The following is a 16,127-nucleotide window of genomic DNA, read 5'->3' on the forward strand; positions in this document are numbered from 1 at the left end:
CCACGGTAACCTCGCGCCATGACCGGGGTGAATGGAGCTGTGGAAGATCTCACTGGGCGGCGCCTCGTGGTGGTGACGGGCGCCAGCTCGGGCATCGGGTTGGCGGCCGCGGTCGATCTGGCGTGCCGCGGCGACCAGGTGGTACTGGTCGGCCGGGACCCGGCCCGCCTGCAGGCCGCCGGTGACCGGGTGCGCGAGGCGGCCGGCGAGCGGCCGGAACTGTTCCGGGCCGACTTCGCCGTGCTCGACGACGTCCGCCGGCTGGCCGAGAAGCTGCGCGCCGCGTACGACCGGATCGATGTGCTCGTGAACAACGCCGGCGCGATCGTGCTCCAGCCGATCACCACGGTCGACGGGTTCGAACTCAGCATCCAGGCCAACCACCTGGCGCCGTTCCTGCTCAGCAACCTGTTGCGGGACCGGATCGGGCGGACGGTGGTGACGGCCTCCGGCGCCCACCGCAGCGGCGCGCTGGACCCGGACGACCTGAACGCGCCGCTGCGCCGGTACCGGCCGATGACCGCGTACGGCACCAGCAAGCAGGCGAACATCCTCTTCGCCGCCGAGGCCGCGCGGCGGTGGCCGGAGGTACGCGCGCACAGCTTCCACCCCGGCGTGGTGCGCACCCGCTTCGCCAACGACAGCCGGCTGGTGGCTCTCGGCATGCGGCTGCTGCCGTTCCGCAGCCCGGAGAAGGGCGCCGAGACGCTGGTCTGGCTGGTCAACTCCGACCCGGCCCGGCTCGTCGACGGCGGCTACTACTACGACCGGCGGCTGCGCCGGCCCCTGCGCAAGGCGGCCGATCCGCAGCTCGCCGCCCGCCTCTGGACGGCCAGCGCAAAGGCCGTGGGCATCGACGAGTAGGGCCGGCCGCTGCCGCGGCATCGAGGTACCTGGCGGTTACTCGCCGAGGTGGACGGGCAGGTTGGTCACCACGACGCCGGGCAGCGCACGCAGCGCGCGGCGCAGCCGCTGGCCGGTCCGGCTGTGCAGGAGCTGGTGCCGCCGCCGGCGGACGACCACCTCGGGCACGACGACGGTGAGCAGCACGTCGGGCCGGGAGGCGTGCAGCGCCTCCAGGTAGTGCGCCAGCGGCCCGATCACCGCTCGGTACGGCGACACGATCGTCTCCAGCCGGACGTGGTTGCCCCAGGCCTGCCACTGCTCGCGGAACCGGTCCGACTCGGCGTCCTCGGGAGCGATGTGCACGGCGAGGGTCGGCTGACCGAGGGACGCCGCGTACGCCAGGGCACGCAGCGACGCCCGGTTCAGCCGGGCGACCGGCACCACGACCAGGTGCCGGACCTGCTGCGGAAGTTCCTGGGCCTCGGCCGCCGCACCCGGTTCGGTCGCGCCGGGCAACGGCGCCGGTGCGACCGCCGTCCCGGCACCCGCGCCGTCGGGCGAGGCCTGCAGCGCCAGCGACCGGTGCAGCGTCCGGTAGTGCCGTTGGATGGCGCGGAACAGGAGGATCAGCAGCGGTACGGCGATCACCACGACCCATGCGCCCTCAGTGAACTTGGCGAACGCGGCGGTGATCAGGACCAGTCCGGAGAGGACGGCGCCGACCCCGTTGAGGACCGCCCGCCGGCGCCACCCGCGTCCGCGCCGCCGCCGCCAGTGCACGACCATCCCGCCCTGGGAGAGGGTGAACGCCAGGAAGACGCCGACCGCGTAGAGCGGGATGAGCGACTGGGTGTGTCCCCGGAACGCGACGAAGATCAAACCGGCGGCGAGGGCGAGCGTGGCCAGTCCGTCGTTGAACGCCAATCGGTCCCCCATGTGCAGGAACCGGCGCGGCGCGTGGCCGTCCCGGGCCATGAAGAAGAGCAGCCGGGGGAAGTCGTTGAACGCGGTGTTCGCGGCCAGCAGCAGGATCAGCGCGGTCGAGGCCTGGATCAGCCCGTACCAGGGTCCGCTCGGGAAGCTCTGCCTGGCGAGCTGGGAGAGCAACGTCTGCTCCGGGACCGGTACCAGCCCGGACAGGTGGATGAGCACGATGAGCCCGACGAAAAGCACCACGAGCATGCTGACCATCCAGGTCAGCGTCGTGCGGGCGTTGCGCCACTCGGTGCGCCGGAAGGCTGGTACGGCGTTCGACACCGCCTCGATACCGGTCATCGACACCGCGCCGGAGGAGAACGCGCGCAGCACCAGCAGCAGGCCGAGCGCTTCGGCCGCCGCCGTCGGCGGCGGTGGGACCGGCGCGAACCCCCGGCCGGCCGCGTGGGCGTAACCCGCGAGGAGCACCGCGATGACCGCCACCAGGAAGGCGTAGGTGGGTAGCACGAAGATGTTCCCGGCGACCCGCACGCCGCGGAGGTTGCCGGCGAGCAGCACGCCGATCACGAGGAGCCCGAGAGGCACGGCGAATGTGGTGAGCGCGGGCATCGCCGAGGTGATCGCCGCGATGCCGGCGGACACTGAGACCGCCACGGTGAGCACGTAGTCCATCATCAGGCCCGCAGCCGCGGCGAGGCCCGGGCCGCTGCCCAGGTTGTCGCTGGCGACGATGTAGGAGCCGGCGCCGTGCGGGTACGCGCGGATCGTCTGGCGGTACGAGGTACCCACGGCGATCATGAGCGTCACGAGGAGCGCCGCGAGCGGCAGCGACAGCGACAGGGCACCGCTGCCGGCGAGCAGCAGCACCCCCAGCATGGCCTCCGGCCCGTACGCGATGGAGCTGAGCAGGTCGGAGGAGAGCACCGGAAGCGCGACCAGCTTGCGCATGCGCTCGTACAGCACGGCGGTGCTGCGGAGCGGCGGCCCGAACAGCACGCGCCGGAGCCGGCTGAGGGCCCGGCCGAACCGACTCCCCGGGACGTAAGCGTGTTCCGTAGCGACGAGCTCGCCCGGCTCGTCGGTGCGGAACATCTCGATCGGGGCGAGGCGCCCGAACCGGCTCGGCGCCGTCCGCCCGTCCAGGCGGCGCAGGGTCGGGTCGACCGGAAGCTCGGCGGACGACGTGGCCGCGGGCGGCGTACGCCACTGCTCGCCGATCCTGCGCAGCGAGGGCAGTTCCTCCGGGCCAAGGGGCGGAAACTCGGCCGACGGTGTGACGACCGTGCCCTGCGCACCCTCGTCCTCCTCGCCCTCCGCGCCGCGCCGCCCGGTCATCCCACGCTCCCCTCCCTCCGCACTTTCACGGAAAGCGGCCCTTCCGGCGGCGGAATGCCGACTCTTTCCGAGAAAGTGCGCCCGCGCGGGGGCGGCGGAGTGGCGGCTCAGTCGGGCAGCGGGCTGGCGTCGGCGGGGACGGGGGCCGGCTCGGCGCGGCGGCCGGCGCGCGCGCCGCCGAGCACCACCACGGCCACCCCGGCCAGCAGCAGCGCCAACCCGGGCAGGGCGAGGGGGCGGGGCAGCTGACCGAGCCAGACCCAGCCGATGAGCGCGGCGCCCGGAGCCTCCAGCAGGACCAGCACGCTCACCGTCGTGGCGGAGATCCGGTGCAGCGCGTAGTTGAACATCGAGTGCCCGAGCAGTTGGGCGCCGGCCACCAGGGCGAGGATCGCCAGCCAGGTGCGATTGTCGAAGCCGACCAACCGCACCCCGCCGACCAGGCAGACGACCAGCAGGATCACGGCACAGACCCCGTAGCAGATCGTGGTGTACGTCGTGGTGCTGATGCTGGTCCGCGCGCGCTCCCCGAAGGCGGTGTAGACCGCCGCGAACATCCCGCCGGCCACGGCGAGCAGGTCGCCCGCGACGGCCCGGCCGGACACGGCGAAGTCGGCACCGGTGGCCACCGCGGCACCGACCACCGCCACGCCGATCCCGGCCCAGACCACCAGCGGCAGCCGCCGGCCCTGCCCCCGCGCGATCAACCCCTGCCACACCGGCTGGGTCGCGCCCAGGGCGGTCGCCGCGGCGACCGAGGTGAGCTGAGGGCTCGGCATCCAGGTGGCGAAGTGCGCGGCCAGCGCGACACCGGAGAGCACGCAGTACCAGCCCTCGCGCCGCCCGGCGCCCACCGTCAGTCTCCGGAACTCGGCCCGCCGGCGGGTCATCGAGACCGGCCCGACCACGGCGACGGCGAGCAGGTTGCGCCAGAACGCGACGGCCAGGGCGGGAGCGGCCGCGAAGGCGATCAGCGGCGCCGACGACGAGACGGCGACGACGGCGAGGGCGACCGCGCCCGTGGTGAGCGGGTCGAGCGGCGGGCGGTGCGGAGGCGAGGACACGAGGAGCAATCCTCACACGGCCCGGGTCACCACGGACCGTGCGCGCTCCGCTACGATCACGCGGTCCGCGCCGGCGACCCCCCGTCCGGAGGCGTTCCCCCATGCCCAGGTTCCAGGCCGTACTCTTCGACTTCTTCGGCACGCTGACCCGGTCCGTGCAGCGTGGCGAGGCCCACCACGGCACCGCCCGGCTGCTCGGCTGCACCAACGAGACGCTCGCCGCGGTGCTCGACCGCACCTTCTACGAGCGGGCGACCGGCCGGCTCGGCAACGCGGAGGCGACGCTGCGCTGGGTCTGCGCGCAGGCCGGGGTACACCCGTCCGATGGGGCGGTGCAGGCCGCCGTGGCGTCCCGGCACCGGGCCGTACGCGCCGACACCCGGCTGCGGCCGGACGCCGTGCCCACGCTGGCCGCGCTGCGCCAGCGTGGCCTGCGCACCGGCGTGATCAGCGACTGCACCCACGAGCTGCCCGCCTTCCTGCCGGACCTGGCGATCGCGCCCCTGCTCGACGTGCGGGTCTTCTCCGTGCAGGTCGGGCGGTGCAAGCCGGACCCGGAGGTCTACCTCGCGGCGTGCCGGCGGCTGGAGCTGCCGCCCGAGGCGTGCCTGTTCGTGGGCGACGGCGGCAGCCAGGAACTCACCGGGGCGGAGCGGGCCGGGATGGCCGCGGCCCGCTTGGCCGCGCCGGATCTCGCCGAACACATGGTGTTCAACGCCGACCTCGGCTGGAGCGGCCCGGTGCTCGGCTCGCTGCGCGAGGTGCTCGACCTGGTCGACGCCGGCGTCGCGGCCACCGCCCACGGGCACGGCTGACGCGGCCGGGCGCCGTCAGCGGCGGCGGACCCGGTGCAGCCGGAACGGCCGGCGGGTCGGCCGCGCCGCCGGGGTGTCCCGGGGCGGCTCGGCGAGAGACCCGCTGGGCAGGGCGTCACCGGAGACCGGCTCGCCGGCCGGGGTCAGCCGGTTGACGGCGCAGCCCTCGTCCGCCCAGCGCCGCATGAGGTCCGCGGCCGGCCCGTGCGCGTTCAACCGCTTCCCGGCCAGCAGCGGCGCGACGGTGTCCCACTCCTCGCTGCCGGGACGCACCCGGCTGACCGCGGCCGGCCACGTCACGACCCGTCCCCCGTGGTCGCCCCGCATCGTCACGTGCGCCTCGGCGGCGTCGGCCAGCCCCGGCGCGGCCTGCTCGCCGGGACCGGTGACCACGAGCAGCGTGCCGTCGAGCGTGGCGCACCAGAGCGCCCGGGCGGGACCGCCGGCCACGCTCACCCAGGCCACCGCCGCCTTCTTGATCACCTCGTCGACCAGGGGCGTGCTGCCCCGCCGGTCCTCGTCCGTCACAGAGGCATCCTCTCCCACCGGGCGTGGTCGCGTCAGCGTCGGCGTACGGATCGCTCAGCCCACGAACGGCGGCACCATGATCTCGCCACGGGCCACCGGGACGACCTGCCCGGCCACCGTGGCGCCCACCGCCGCCCCGTTCGCCGCGGTGACCGTGCAGGCCAGCGACGAGGGACGGTTGATCTCGATGCCCTGGCGGACCGTGTAACCGGCCGTGCCGTCGCCCGGCAGCAGCCCGCTGGCCACCAGCCACACGCCGAGGCCCAGGGCGGCGGAACCGGTGGCCGGGTCCTCCGGGACGCCGAGGCCGGGCACGAAGACCCGGCTGTGCGCGGTTTGCGAGGCGGCGTCCCAGGAGAAGACGCAGACGTGATCCACTCCGTACCGCTGCGCCGCCGTCGGGTCCATCCGCGCGCGGGCCACGGCCTCCGGACGGACCGGGAGGTACGGGAACTCCAGCCCGCACCCGGCGACGCGCGGCGCCGGGCCGGCGTGGTCGTCCGCCGCGAGGCCGACGATCTCCAGCAGCGAGTCCGGGTCCAGTTCGGGGCCGAGGGTCGGCCCGCCGCCGGTGAGGGTCGCCCCGGTCGCGGTCACCTCGATGGGCAGGACGCCGGCGCCGCACTCCTGGGTGACCTGCCCCACACCGAAGAGGCCCCGCCGGCTCGCCACGACGGCCGCGCCCACGCTCGGGTGGCCGGCGAACGGCAGCTCCTCCACCGGTGTGAAGATGCGGGCCCGGTACGTGGCACCGACCTGTGTGGGCGGCAGCACGAACACCGTCTCGGAAAGGTTGAACTCCAGCGCGAGCGCCTGCATCTGCTCGGTGGCCAGAGCCTCGGCACCGAACACGACGGCCAGCGGGTTGCCGGCGAACGGGCGGTCGGTGAAGACGTCCACGATCTCGTACGCCAAGGTCGACATGCTGATAAACACTAGGCGCTTAGGCTGGTGGCCGTGACGACCCCGACCCGGGTGTACATCGCGAGACTCGCCGGAGTCGCCGTCTTCGATCCCAACGGCGACCAGGTGGGCCGTGTCCGCGACGCCGTGGCCCGCCTCCGGCCCACCCAACGGCCACCGGAGGTGGTGGGGCTCGTCGCCGAGATGCCGATGCGCCGGCGGATCTTCCTGTCCATCAACCGGATCACCTCGATCGACGCCGACGCGGTCGTGCTGGGCAGCGGCACGCTCAACCTGCGCCGCTTCGAGAAACGGCCGAACGAGCTGCTGGTCCTCCAGGAGCTGCTGGACCGGCGGGTGCAGGTCGACCCGGGCGGGCAGTCGGGCACGGTGGTGGACGTGGCGATGGAGTGCAGCCGGGGCGGCGAGTGGTCGCTCACCCGGGTCGCCGTGCGGGAGCACACCGGCCGGCTCACCCGCCGGGGCCACCTGCACCAGGTCGAGTGGGAACGGGTACGCGGGCTGAGTGGGATCGCCGACAGCCGGGGCACGGCCAACCTGCTCGCCGTGCTGGAGGACATGCGCCCCGCCGACCTGGCGAACGCGTTGCAGGACCTGCCCGACGCGCGGCGCAACGAGGTCGCGGCCGCCCTGGACGACGAGCGGCTCGCGGACGTGCTCAGCGAGTTGCCCGAGCGCGACCAGGTGGAGATCCTCGCCGCGCTGGACCGCGAGCGGGCCGCGGACGTGCTGGAGGAGATGGACCCGGACGACGCGGCCGATCTCCTGAACGAACTTCCCCCGCCGGAGCAGGACGTGCTGCTGGACCTGATGCAGCCCGACGAGGCCGACCCGGTGCGCCAGCTGCTCAAGTACAGCCCGGGCACGGCGGGCAGCGTGATGACCTCCGAGCCGGTGATCCTCCCGCCGGACGCCACGGTCGCCGAGGCCCTGGCCCGGATCCGGGAGCCGCAGCTCAGCCCCGCCGTGGCGGCGCAGGTGTTCGTGGCCCGCGCCCCGATGACCACCCCGACCGGGCGCTACCTGGGCATGGTGCACTTCCAGCGGCTCCTGCGGGAGGCGCCGTCCGACCTCCTCGGCGGGGTGGTGGTCAACGACATCGACCCGCTGCAGCCCACCACGCCGCTGCCGGAGATCACCCGTCGGATGGCCACGTACGACCTGGTCGCGATGCCGGTCATCGACCGGAACAACCGGCTCGTGGGCGCCGTGACCGTGGACGACGTCCTGGACCATTCGCTCCCCCGCGACTGGCGGGACCGGGACGCGCTCGCCGCCCCGACCCCCGCCGAGGCGACGGTGGACGGCGCGGATGGCTGAGCAGCGGAGGGCGGAGCGGCTGGACCAGCCGCGCGAGCCTCGGGGCGTCAAGCTGCCCCGCTTCGACCCGGAGGCGTTCGGCCGCTGGTCGGAGGGGATCGCGCGGAGCATGGGCACCGCGAACTTCATCGTCTACATGACGTTGGTGATCGGGGTCTGGTTCGGGTGGAACACCCTCGCCCCGGCCAGCCTGCGGTTCGACCCGTACACCTTCACGTTCCTCACCCTGGTGCTGTCGTTGCAGGCCAGCTACGCGGCGCCGCTGATCCTGCTCGCGCAGAACCGGCAGGCGGACCGGGACCGGGTGGCGCTGGAGGAGGACCGGCGGCGGGCCACCGCGCAGAAGGCCGACACCGAGTACCTGGCCCGGGAGATCGCCGCGCTGCGGATCGCGCTGGGTGAGGTGGCCACCCGGGACTTCGTCCGCACCGAGCTGACCCGACTGGCCGAGGAACTGGACGAGGCGAGTCAGCGCCGGCAGCGGCGGCAGCAGGAGAAGGGCCGGCCCCGGACGGCCGGCGGCGAGGGGCTTGACGAGCCCCGCGACGAGGTGGACAGCGACCTCCGGAACGTTTGAACGCCGCGCGCCTCAAGGGGCCAGGCGAGCGGCGTTCGTCTCGATCGTCCCACTTCGTCGGTTGGTCGTCCAGCCCTCGTCGGGTCACCGTGGGGTCCATCGATTCGCTCACACCGCCACCGGTGAGCGCGGCCACGGATCACCGCCGACGTAACATTGCGGGCATGTCAGCACCCGTCAGCACCGTCGAGGACGCGATTCAGGCCGCCCTGGCCACGGTCAACGACCCGGAGATCCGCCGGCCCATCACCGAGCTGGACATGGTGCGGTCCGCCACGGTCGGCCCCGACGGCGTCGTACGGGTCGAGCTGCTGCTCACCGTCGCCGGCTGCCCCCTGAAGGACAAGCTGCGCGCGGACATCACCGCAGCGGTCGCCGCCGTGCCCGGCGTGACCGGCGTGGAGATCGAGTTCGGGGTGATGAGCCCCGAGCAGCGCCAGTCGCTGCAGGCGAAGCTGCGCGGCGGCACCGCGGCCGCCGAGCCGGTGATCCCGTTCGCCCAGCCCGGCTCGCGCACCCGGGTGTACGCGGTGGCCAGCGGTAAGGGTGGCGTCGGCAAGTCCAGCGTGACGGTCAACCTGGCCGCGGCGCTGGCCGCCCGCGGGCTCTCCGTCGGCGTGGTCGACGCGGACATCTACGGCCACTCGGTGCCCCGCATGCTCGGCGCGGACGGTCGCCCGACCCGGGTGGAAGACATGATCATGCCGCCGCAGGCGCACGGCGTGAAGGTCATCTCGATCGGCATGTTCACGGCCGGCAACGCCGCCGTCGTGTGGCGCGGCCCGATGCTGCACCGAGCGTTGCAGCAGTTCCTCGCGGACGTCTACTGGGGCGACCTGGACGTCCTCCTGCTCGACCTGCCCCCGGGCACCGGCGACGTGGCCATCTCGCTGGCCCAGCTGCTGCCCAACTCCGAGATCCTCGTGGTGACCACCCCGCAGGCCGCCGCCGCCGAGGTGGCGGAGCGGGCCGGCGCGATCGCGTTGCAGACCCACCAGCGGATCGTCGGTGTGATCGAGAACATGTCGTGGCTGGAGCTGCCCGACGGCTCGCGGATGGAGGTCTTCGGCGCCGGCGGCGGTCAGGCCGTGGCCGAGTCGCTGACCCGGACCATCGGCGCCCAGGTGCCGCTGCTCGGGCAGATCCCGCTCGACACCCGGGTACGCGAGGCCGGCGACGCCGGCAACCCGATCGTGCTGGCCGAGCCGGAGTCGCCGGCCGCCGTGGCGCTGGGCGGGGTGGCCGACCGGCTCGCCGTCCGGCGCGAGTCGCTGCTCGGCAAGCCGCTCGGCCTGAAGCCCGCCGGTCGCTGAGCGGGCCGCCCGCCGCGTCCTCGGCGGGCCGGCCCGACGCCCGCGCGTCGCGGGGTGGGCGGGGGCAGGCTCGAGTCGACTGATCACTGGCCCGGCCCTCGGGACGCCCGAGGGCCGGCGCGTTCAGGTGGCGTCGTCGTAGCTGACCCGGGGTGCGGGGGCGGGGGCGTTTCCGGTGGCGGTGGACGGGCGGCTGCCCGACCGCAGGTCGGCCGCGTTGGCGACGTCCTTCAGGTCGTCGTGCACCCCGGTGACGTCCGCCCGCAGGTTGTCGTAGACACCCTGCAACGGCTTCCGGATCGCCTGCTCGTCCTCCTCGCTGAGGAGGTGCTTGCGGATGAACGCCTTCGGGTGCAGATCCTCCAGCTGGATGTCGGTGCCCAACTCCCGGCTCAGGTCGCTGGTGGCGCTGCTGGCCATCTTGCGCAGGTTGCGCACCATCCGCAGCCCGTCGCTGATGACCGTCGGCAGCCGGTCGCCGAAGATCAGCAGCGCCAGGAGCAGCAGCCCACCGATCTCCCACCAGTTCAGGTTGTCGAGCATCCCCGCAGGCCCCCTCTCGGCGTCAGAGCCAGACTACGCACGAACGCGGGCCACCGGGGAGGGGGTGACCCCTCGTCACTTGGCATCTGCGGCGAGCGTCACGGACGCGTTCTGCCTGCTGGACCCCCGGCGGTACTCGACGGTGACCACCGAGCCGGGCGCGAATTTGCGGACCAGGGCGATCAGGTCGCTCGGCTCGGCCATCGGCCGCCCGTTCAGCCGCAGGATGACGTCCCCCGCCTGCAGCCCGGCGCCGGCCGCCGGGCCGGACGGCTCGACCGACGCGAGGCGTACGCCGCCACCCGCGACGGCCGCCCCGGGGCCCCCGACCTGCGCGCCGATCACCGTACGGCGGGCCTTGCCGGTGCCGATGATGTCCTGGGTCACCCGCTTGGCCTGGTTGATCGGGATGGCGAAGGCGAGGCCGATGTTGCCGGCCTCCTGCCCGTCGGAGACCAGCGACTTGATGGTCGAGTTCACCCCGACCACACGACCGGCCGCGTCCACGAGCGGGCCGCCCGAGTTGCCGTGGTTGACCGCGGCGTCGGTCTGGATGGCCGCGTAGTAGCGGACCGGCCCGCCCGGCTCGCCGGCCTGCATCGTCCGGTCCAGCGCGCTCACGATGCCCGCGGTGACCGTGTTGGCCAGCGAGAGCGGCGAGCCGATCGCCAGCACCGGGTCGCCGACGGCGAGGGCGTCGGAGTCGCCGAACTCGACCGGGCGCAGGCCGGTGCGCTCCACCTTGATCACCGCGATGTCCGACTCCGGGTCCTGGCCCACGACCTTGGCCGGTGCGGAGGTGCCGTCGTTGAAGACCACCGAGGCCTTGCCGGTGCCGCCGGCGACCACGTGGTCGTTGGTGATCACGTGCCCGTCGGCGCTGACGACGAAGCCGGAGCCCTCACTCGTACCGCCGACGCTGCTGACCCGGACCGTGACGACGCTGGGCAGCACCCGTTCGGCGACCCCGGCCAGCGACTCCGGCTTGCGTTGGGCGAGCGCGGGCGCCTGGGCCGGGTCCGCGCCGAGCACGGTGCCGGCCGCCACGCCTCCGCGCACCGCCAGCGCGTAGCCGAGCGCGCCGCCGAGGGCCCCCGCGAGCAGCGCACTGACCAGCGAGATGAGCAGCACCTGGCGCAGCCCCGGCCGGCCGGGCGCGTCCGGGTCGCTGACCGGCTCCGGCGCCGTACCGCCGCTGGCGGGCGCCGGGACGACCACCGCGGCCGGCGCGGCCGGGTCGCGCCACGGGTCGGCCAGCGCGTCGGACCACCAGGGCGATGCGGCGCGGCCCCCGGCGGTGCCGGGCGCGGCGGCCGACGGGTCAGCGGCTCGCGGCGGTGCCGCCGGAGTCGGCGCATCACCGGGCCGGCGCCAGTCCCAGCCGTCGGTCACGTCGGTGCCTCCCAGTCCGTCCCCCGGGCCCCGCACCCGCGCGACCAGACAAGCCCGCCCAGGCCGCTATCGACGGGACACCGCTTCCAGGATTGCACGGATGTCCGGGATGGGGTCAGCGGTTGCCCCCGCGATCGTGAGCGCGGGACGCGCGGCTGCGCCCGCGAACGGCCCGCCTTAGGCTCATAGCCGCCAACCCGCCCCCTGCACCATTTCGCCGCCCGGAGGTGCCCCATCGCCACGGTCGCCGGTTCCGGCAGCCCCGCTCTGCAGTTCGCCGAGTCGTACGTCGCCGAGGACCTCGTGCTGCGGACCGCCCGCAGCCTCGCCCGCGAGGTGGGCCTCGACGCGGTGACCCCGGGCTCGGGCGCCGCGTTGCGGCTGCTGGCCGCCGCCGGCAACGCCCGAGCGGTGGTGGAGATCGGCACCGGCACCGGTGTCAGCGGCGTCTGGCTGCTGCGCGGCATGCGGGCGGACGGCGTCCTCACGACCATCGACGTCGAGGTCGAACACCAGCGGATCGCCCGCCGGATCTTCGCCGAGGCCGGCTTCGCCGCCGGACGGACCCGGATCATCACCGGCCGGGCGCTCGACGTGCTGCCCCGGCTCGCGGACGGGGCGTACGACCTCATCTTCGTCGACGCCGAGGCGACCGGTTTCCACGCCTGCGTGGACGCGGCGCTGCGGCTGTTGCGCCCGGGGGGCGTGCTCGCGCTCAACGGCGCCCTGGCCGGGGGCCGGATCGGCGACCCGGCCGCGCGGGACGCGGAGACGGTGACCGTCCGGGAGACGATCAAGGCGATCCGGGAGTCGGAGCACTGGACGCCCGCGCTGCTGCCCGTGGGGCACGGGCTGCTCGCCGCCGTCAAGTGCTGACCGTCCCGGTGGACCGCCGGGACGGCCGTCCACCGGGACGCCCGCTCAGCCCAGCGTCGCCAGCCAGCGCAGCAGGGTGCGTACGCCCCAGCCGGTCGCGCCCCTGACCAGCTCGGCGTCGTCGGAGTCGGCCCACGACGGCGCGGACATGTCCAGGTGCGCCCAGCGGTCGCGCAGCTCGCCCGTGAACTCGCGGAGGTAGAGCGCGGCGACCACCGAGCCGGCCCCCTGCGTCGGCGCGCTGTACAGGTCGGCGATCTCGCTGCCCAGGTACTCGACGTAGTCGGCGGGCAGCGGCATCCGCCAGGCCGACTCGCCGGCCTCCCCGGCCGCGGCGACCAGGTCGGCGGCGAGCCCGTCGCTCTCGCTGTAGAGGGCCGCCGTGCGCTTGCCCAGGGCGACCGCGTTGGCACCGGTCAGCGTGGCGAGGTCGACCAGCAGGTCCGGCTTGAGTTCCTGGACCGCGTACGCGAGGGCGTCGGCGAGCACCAGCCGCCCCTCGGCGTCCGAGTTGGTGGTCTCGCTGGTCACCCCGCCGTAGTGGCGGATGACGTCGCCGGGCCGGAACGCCGAGCCGCTGGGCATGTTCTCCGCGAGCGGCGCCAGCGTGGTGACGCGTACGGGCAGCCGCAGCGCGGCGGCGCCCACCGTAGCCGCGATCACCGAGGCGGCGCCGCCCATGTCCTTGCGCATCAGCTTCATGGCCGGCACCGGCTTGATCGAGATGCCGCCGGTGTCGAAGGTGATGCCCTTGCCGACCAGGACCACGTGCGTACGCGCCCCGGCCGGGTGCCAGTCCAGCTCGACCAGGCGCGGTTCGCTCGCGGAGCCGCCACCGACCGCGAGGATGCCGCCGAAGCCCTCGGCCACCAGCTGGGCGCGGTCGCGTACCCGCAGGTGCAGGTCGGCGATCCCGGCGCTCGCCTCGGCGACCTGGTCGGCGAACCACTGCGGGTTCTTCACCGAGGAGGGGGTGTTGGTCAGGTCCCGCGCGAACCGGGTCATCCGGGCCGTGGCGCGGGCCGCCTCGACGACCGCGAGGTGCGCGTCCGGATCGGCCACCACCAGGTCGACCGCGGCCAGGGCGGGCGGGTCACCGGCGTCGGTGAGGCGGAAACGGTACGAGGCCAGCAGCAGCCCCTCGGAGAGCCCCCGTACGGCGGCCGGCGACGCGTCCGCCGGGAGCGCGATCGTGGCGTGCGTCTCATCCGCGGCGGCCCGGGCGACCGCGGCGCCCGCCCGCCGCCAGCCCGCCTCGTCACCGTCGCCCACCCCGACCAGAAGCAGCACGCCGGGGGTGCGCCCGGGTCGCAGCTGCACCCGGGTCTCGCCGGCACGGCCGGTGAGCCGGGCGGCCGGCGTCAGCGCGGCGGCCTCGTCGGCGACTCCGTCGGGCAGGGCCACCGCGGGCGGGACCGGCACGGCCCGGGCGTCGCCGCCCTCCCCCGTGTCGGCGGGTCGGACGGGCAGGACGAGGGTGTCGAGCCGGTCAGGCTCGGCGAGCAGACGGATGGCGAGCACGCGGGACCGTACCTCCAAGGAAGATCGCGGCGCGGGGAGATCCGCACCGGTGAAGCCCTGAGCCACCGGCCGGGCCGGTGGCTCAGGGTATGACGAACCGTCCGGACGGCGGCACGCCGCCCGGACCGCTTGTCGATCAGCCGGCGGCCGCCTTCAGCGCGTCACCGAGCGCGTTGGCCTCGTCCGGAGTCATCTCGACGACGAGCCGGCCACCGCCCTCCAGCGGGACCCGCATGACGATGCCCCGGCCCTCCTTGGTGACTTCCAGCGGACCGTCGCCCGTCCGCGGCTTCATCGCCGCCATGTTGTCTCCCCTCAGACCTACACCAGGGTCGGTGGGTTGCCCCACAGCCACTTCGTCACGACCACCCGCAACCGTCGCGGGGGCGTCGACCAACGATTTTCCCTGATGAACACCGCCGGACCCAAACCGAAGCAGCATTGATGTAACAGCATCTAGCTTATCTTGAGAAGGCCTGTCACAATGTGCGGTCATGCAGGCACGGTCGGCACTCTTCGACCTGTACGGCGACCACCTCCGGTCCAGGGGTGGCCGAGCGCCGGTGGCCGCCCTGGTCAAGCTCCTGGCACCGCTCGGCATCGCCCCACCGGCCGTGCGCACGGCGGTCTCCCGCATGGTCCGCCAGGGCTGGCTGGACCCCCTCAGACTGGCCTCCGGCCCCGGATATTCGATCACGCCGAAAGCCGCCCGGCGGCTGGACGACACGGCCGCCCGGATCTACCGGACCGGCCGGGTCAGCTGGGACGGCCGGTTCGACCTGCTGGTGCTGGAGGCGCCGGCCTCCCGCCGGGAACGGCAGCGGCTGGCCGCCAATCTGACGTTCCTCGGCTACGGCACGCTGGACGAGTGCACCTGGGTGGCGACCCGGCCCGGCGAGGACGTGGACGTCCTGCTCAGCGAGGCGGGGGTGCGCTACGAACGCTTCACCGCGGCGCACGCGGCCGGGACCCCCGGCGCGATGGGCGTGGTGCGCCGTGCCTGGGACCTGGGCGAGATCGGGCGGGCGTACGAGCGGTTCGTCGCGGAGCAGCGGCCGCTGCTGAGCAAGGTGACTGTGCGCAGCGGGGACGAGGAGGCGTACGCCGCCCGGTTCCGGCTCGTGCACGCGTGGCGTACCTTCCTCTTCCGGGACCCGCAGCTGCCCCCCGCCCTGCTCCCCGAGCGCTGGCCCGGCACCGCCGCGGCCAGCTTCTTCGACCGGCACGCGGCGCGGCTGCGGCCGGCCGCCGACCGGTACGTCGAGCAGTGCCTCGACGCCGGCAACCGCCTCGCCAGACAGAAGGGTCGTTAGACACGTGATCGAGCCCCTGCTCGTCGACCGGACCGACGCCGTCGTCACGCTCACGCTGAACCGCCCGAAGGCGATGAACGCGCTCGACGTGGCGCTGAAGGAGGCGCTCCGGGACGTCCTGGCCGAGCTGGAGACCGACCGGACCTGCCGGGCCGTGGTGCTCGCCGGCGCGGGCGGGTCGTTCAGCGCGGGGCAGGACCTGCGCGAGCACGTGGCGACCCTGGAGTCCGGCGACGGCGATCCGCTGTCGACCGTCCGGGCCCACTACAACCCGATCGCCGCCCGGCTGGCGAACCTGCCGAAGCCGGTGGTGGCCGCGGTGCGCGGGATGGCGGCCGGAGCGGGGGCGTCGCTGGCGTTCCTGGCCGACATCCGGATCGGCGGCCCGGGCACGAGCTTCCTCATGGCGTTCGCGAAGGTCGGCCTCGCCGCCGACACCGGCGCCTCGTGGACGCTGCCCCGGCTGGTCGGCCACGCCAAGGCGGTCGAGCTGCTGATGCTCGCCGAGCCGGTGCGGGCCGAGGAGGCGTGCCGGCTGGGGCTGCTGAACCGGTTGGTGGACGACGACGAGCAGGTGCTGCCGGCCGCGCAGGAGCTGGCCGCGCGCCTCGCCGCCGGGCCGACCGTCGCGTACGGCGCGATCAAGCGCCAGCTCTCCATCGCCGACGCCGGCACGCTCGCCGACGCCCTCGCGGCCGAGGCCCAGGCGCAGGCGATCTGCGGCGCCACCACCGACCACCGGGCGGCCACCATGGCCTTCGTGGCCAAGGAGCGGCCCACCTTCGAGGGCCATTGAGACACCCTCCGCACCGCCCGCGCGGACG

16 protein-coding genes are annotated in these 16,127 nt (G+C 74.4%); 8 read left to right on the plus strand and 8 right to left on the minus strand.

The annotated features are described in order from the left end of the window. Positions 1 to 39 precede the first annotated feature (39 nt). Positions 40 to 864 (plus strand): SDR family NAD(P)-dependent oxidoreductase, encoded by an 825-nt coding sequence (locus D7193_RS08295; RefSeq protein ID WP_120778687.1) that lies wholly within the window; start codon positions 40 to 42, stop codon positions 862 to 864. A gap of 36 nt (positions 865 to 900) precedes the next feature. On the opposite strand, the gene D7193_RS08300 is transcribed toward D7193_RS08295, so the two are convergent. Continuing rightward, positions 901 to 3,117 carry an APC family permease gene (locus D7193_RS08300; RefSeq protein ID WP_120778688.1) on the minus strand — a complete coding sequence of 739 codons (2,217 nt, stop codon included), beginning with the start codon at positions 3,115 to 3,117 and terminating at the stop codon, positions 901 to 903. 107 nt (positions 3,118 to 3,224) lie between these two features. Beyond that, positions 3,225 to 4,181, minus strand: a complete 957-nt coding sequence (locus D7193_RS08305; protein ID WP_120778689.1) for a DMT family transporter — start codon at positions 4,179 to 4,181, stop codon at positions 3,225 to 3,227. A gap of 101 nt (positions 4,182 to 4,282) precedes the next feature. Between D7193_RS08305 and D7193_RS08310 the strand changes: the two genes are divergently transcribed. Next, positions 4,283 to 4,996, plus strand: coding sequence for an HAD family hydrolase (locus D7193_RS08310; RefSeq protein ID WP_120778690.1), 714 nt, complete (start codon positions 4,283 to 4,285; stop codon positions 4,994 to 4,996). Between the two features lie 15 nt (positions 4,997 to 5,011). Here D7193_RS08310 and D7193_RS08315 read toward each other — a convergent pair whose 3' ends face one another. Further along, entirely contained in the window at positions 5,012 to 5,524 is a 513-nt protein-coding gene (locus D7193_RS08315) for a hypothetical protein (protein ID WP_120778691.1), read from the minus strand. A gap of 54 nt (positions 5,525 to 5,578) precedes the next feature. Beyond that, positions 5,579 to 6,448 (minus strand): PhzF family phenazine biosynthesis protein, encoded by an 870-nt coding sequence (locus tag D7193_RS08320; protein WP_120778692.1) that lies wholly within the window; start codon positions 6,446 to 6,448, stop codon positions 5,579 to 5,581. A 33-nt stretch (positions 6,449 to 6,481) separates the two neighbouring features. Between D7193_RS08320 and D7193_RS08325 the strand changes: the two genes are divergently transcribed. The 3 genes from D7193_RS08325 to D7193_RS08335 all read left to right on the plus strand — a co-directional run bounded on the left by D7193_RS08325 (position 6,482) and on the right by D7193_RS08335 (position 9,658). Continuing rightward, on the plus strand, positions 6,482 to 7,768 hold the full coding sequence (locus tag D7193_RS08325; protein ID WP_120779354.1) for a magnesium transporter MgtE N-terminal domain-containing protein: 1,287 nt from the start codon (positions 6,482 to 6,484) through the stop codon (positions 7,766 to 7,768). Beyond that, complete coding sequence (locus D7193_RS08330; protein ID WP_120778693.1) at positions 7,761 to 8,345, plus strand: DUF1003 domain-containing protein; 585 nt, start codon at positions 7,761 to 7,763, stop codon at positions 8,343 to 8,345. Before D7193_RS08325 ends, D7193_RS08330 begins: the two co-directional genes overlap by 8 nt. 164 nt (positions 8,346 to 8,509) lie before the next feature. After that, positions 8,510 to 9,658: an Mrp/NBP35 family ATP-binding protein gene (locus D7193_RS08335; RefSeq protein WP_120778694.1), complete on the plus strand. Its 1,149-nt coding sequence runs from the start codon at positions 8,510 to 8,512 to the stop codon at positions 9,656 to 9,658. A gap of 123 nt (positions 9,659 to 9,781) precedes the next feature. Here D7193_RS08335 and D7193_RS08340 read toward each other — a convergent pair whose 3' ends face one another. After that, on the minus strand, positions 9,782 to 10,201 hold the full coding sequence (locus D7193_RS08340; protein ID WP_120778695.1) for a twin-arginine translocase TatA/TatE family subunit: 420 nt from the start codon (positions 10,199 to 10,201) through the stop codon (positions 9,782 to 9,784). 75 nt (positions 10,202 to 10,276) lie between these two features. After that, on the minus strand, positions 10,277 to 11,593 hold the full coding sequence (locus D7193_RS08345) for a S1C family serine protease (protein WP_120779355.1): 1,317 nt from the start codon (positions 11,591 to 11,593) through the stop codon (positions 10,277 to 10,279). Between the two features lie 303 nt (positions 11,594 to 11,896). On the opposite strand from D7193_RS08345, the gene D7193_RS08350 reads away from it, so the two are divergent. Continuing rightward, on the plus strand, positions 11,897 to 12,469 hold the full coding sequence (locus D7193_RS08350) for an O-methyltransferase (protein WP_120778696.1): 573 nt from the start codon (positions 11,897 to 11,899) through the stop codon (positions 12,467 to 12,469). A gap of 45 nt (positions 12,470 to 12,514) precedes the next feature. On the opposite strand, the gene D7193_RS08355 is transcribed toward D7193_RS08350, so the two are convergent. Then, entirely contained in the window at positions 12,515 to 13,990 is a 1,476-nt protein-coding gene (locus D7193_RS08355; protein WP_120779356.1) for a leucyl aminopeptidase family protein, read from the minus strand. Between the two features lie 136 nt (positions 13,991 to 14,126). Further along, positions 14,127 to 14,294, minus strand: coding sequence for a DUF3117 domain-containing protein (locus D7193_RS08360; protein ID WP_007455245.1), 168 nt, complete (start codon positions 14,292 to 14,294; stop codon positions 14,127 to 14,129). Positions 14,295 to 14,484: 190 nt separating this feature from the next. Here D7193_RS08360 and D7193_RS08365 point away from each other — a divergent pair, with 190 nt between their 5' ends. Then, a complete protein-coding gene (locus D7193_RS08365; RefSeq protein ID WP_120778697.1) occupies positions 14,485 to 15,303 on the plus strand; it encodes a PaaX family transcriptional regulator in 819 nt (272 codons plus the stop codon). A gap of 4 nt (positions 15,304 to 15,307) precedes the next feature. Continuing rightward, positions 15,308 to 16,099 (plus strand): enoyl-CoA hydratase/isomerase family protein, encoded by a 792-nt coding sequence (locus tag D7193_RS08370; protein ID WP_120778698.1) that lies wholly within the window; start codon positions 15,308 to 15,310, stop codon positions 16,097 to 16,099. Positions 16,100 to 16,127: the final 28 nt, after the last annotated feature.

The organism is Micromonospora costi (assembly GCF_003626655.1).
GTDB lineage: Bacteria > Actinomycetota > Actinomycetes > Mycobacteriales > Micromonosporaceae > Micromonospora > Micromonospora costi.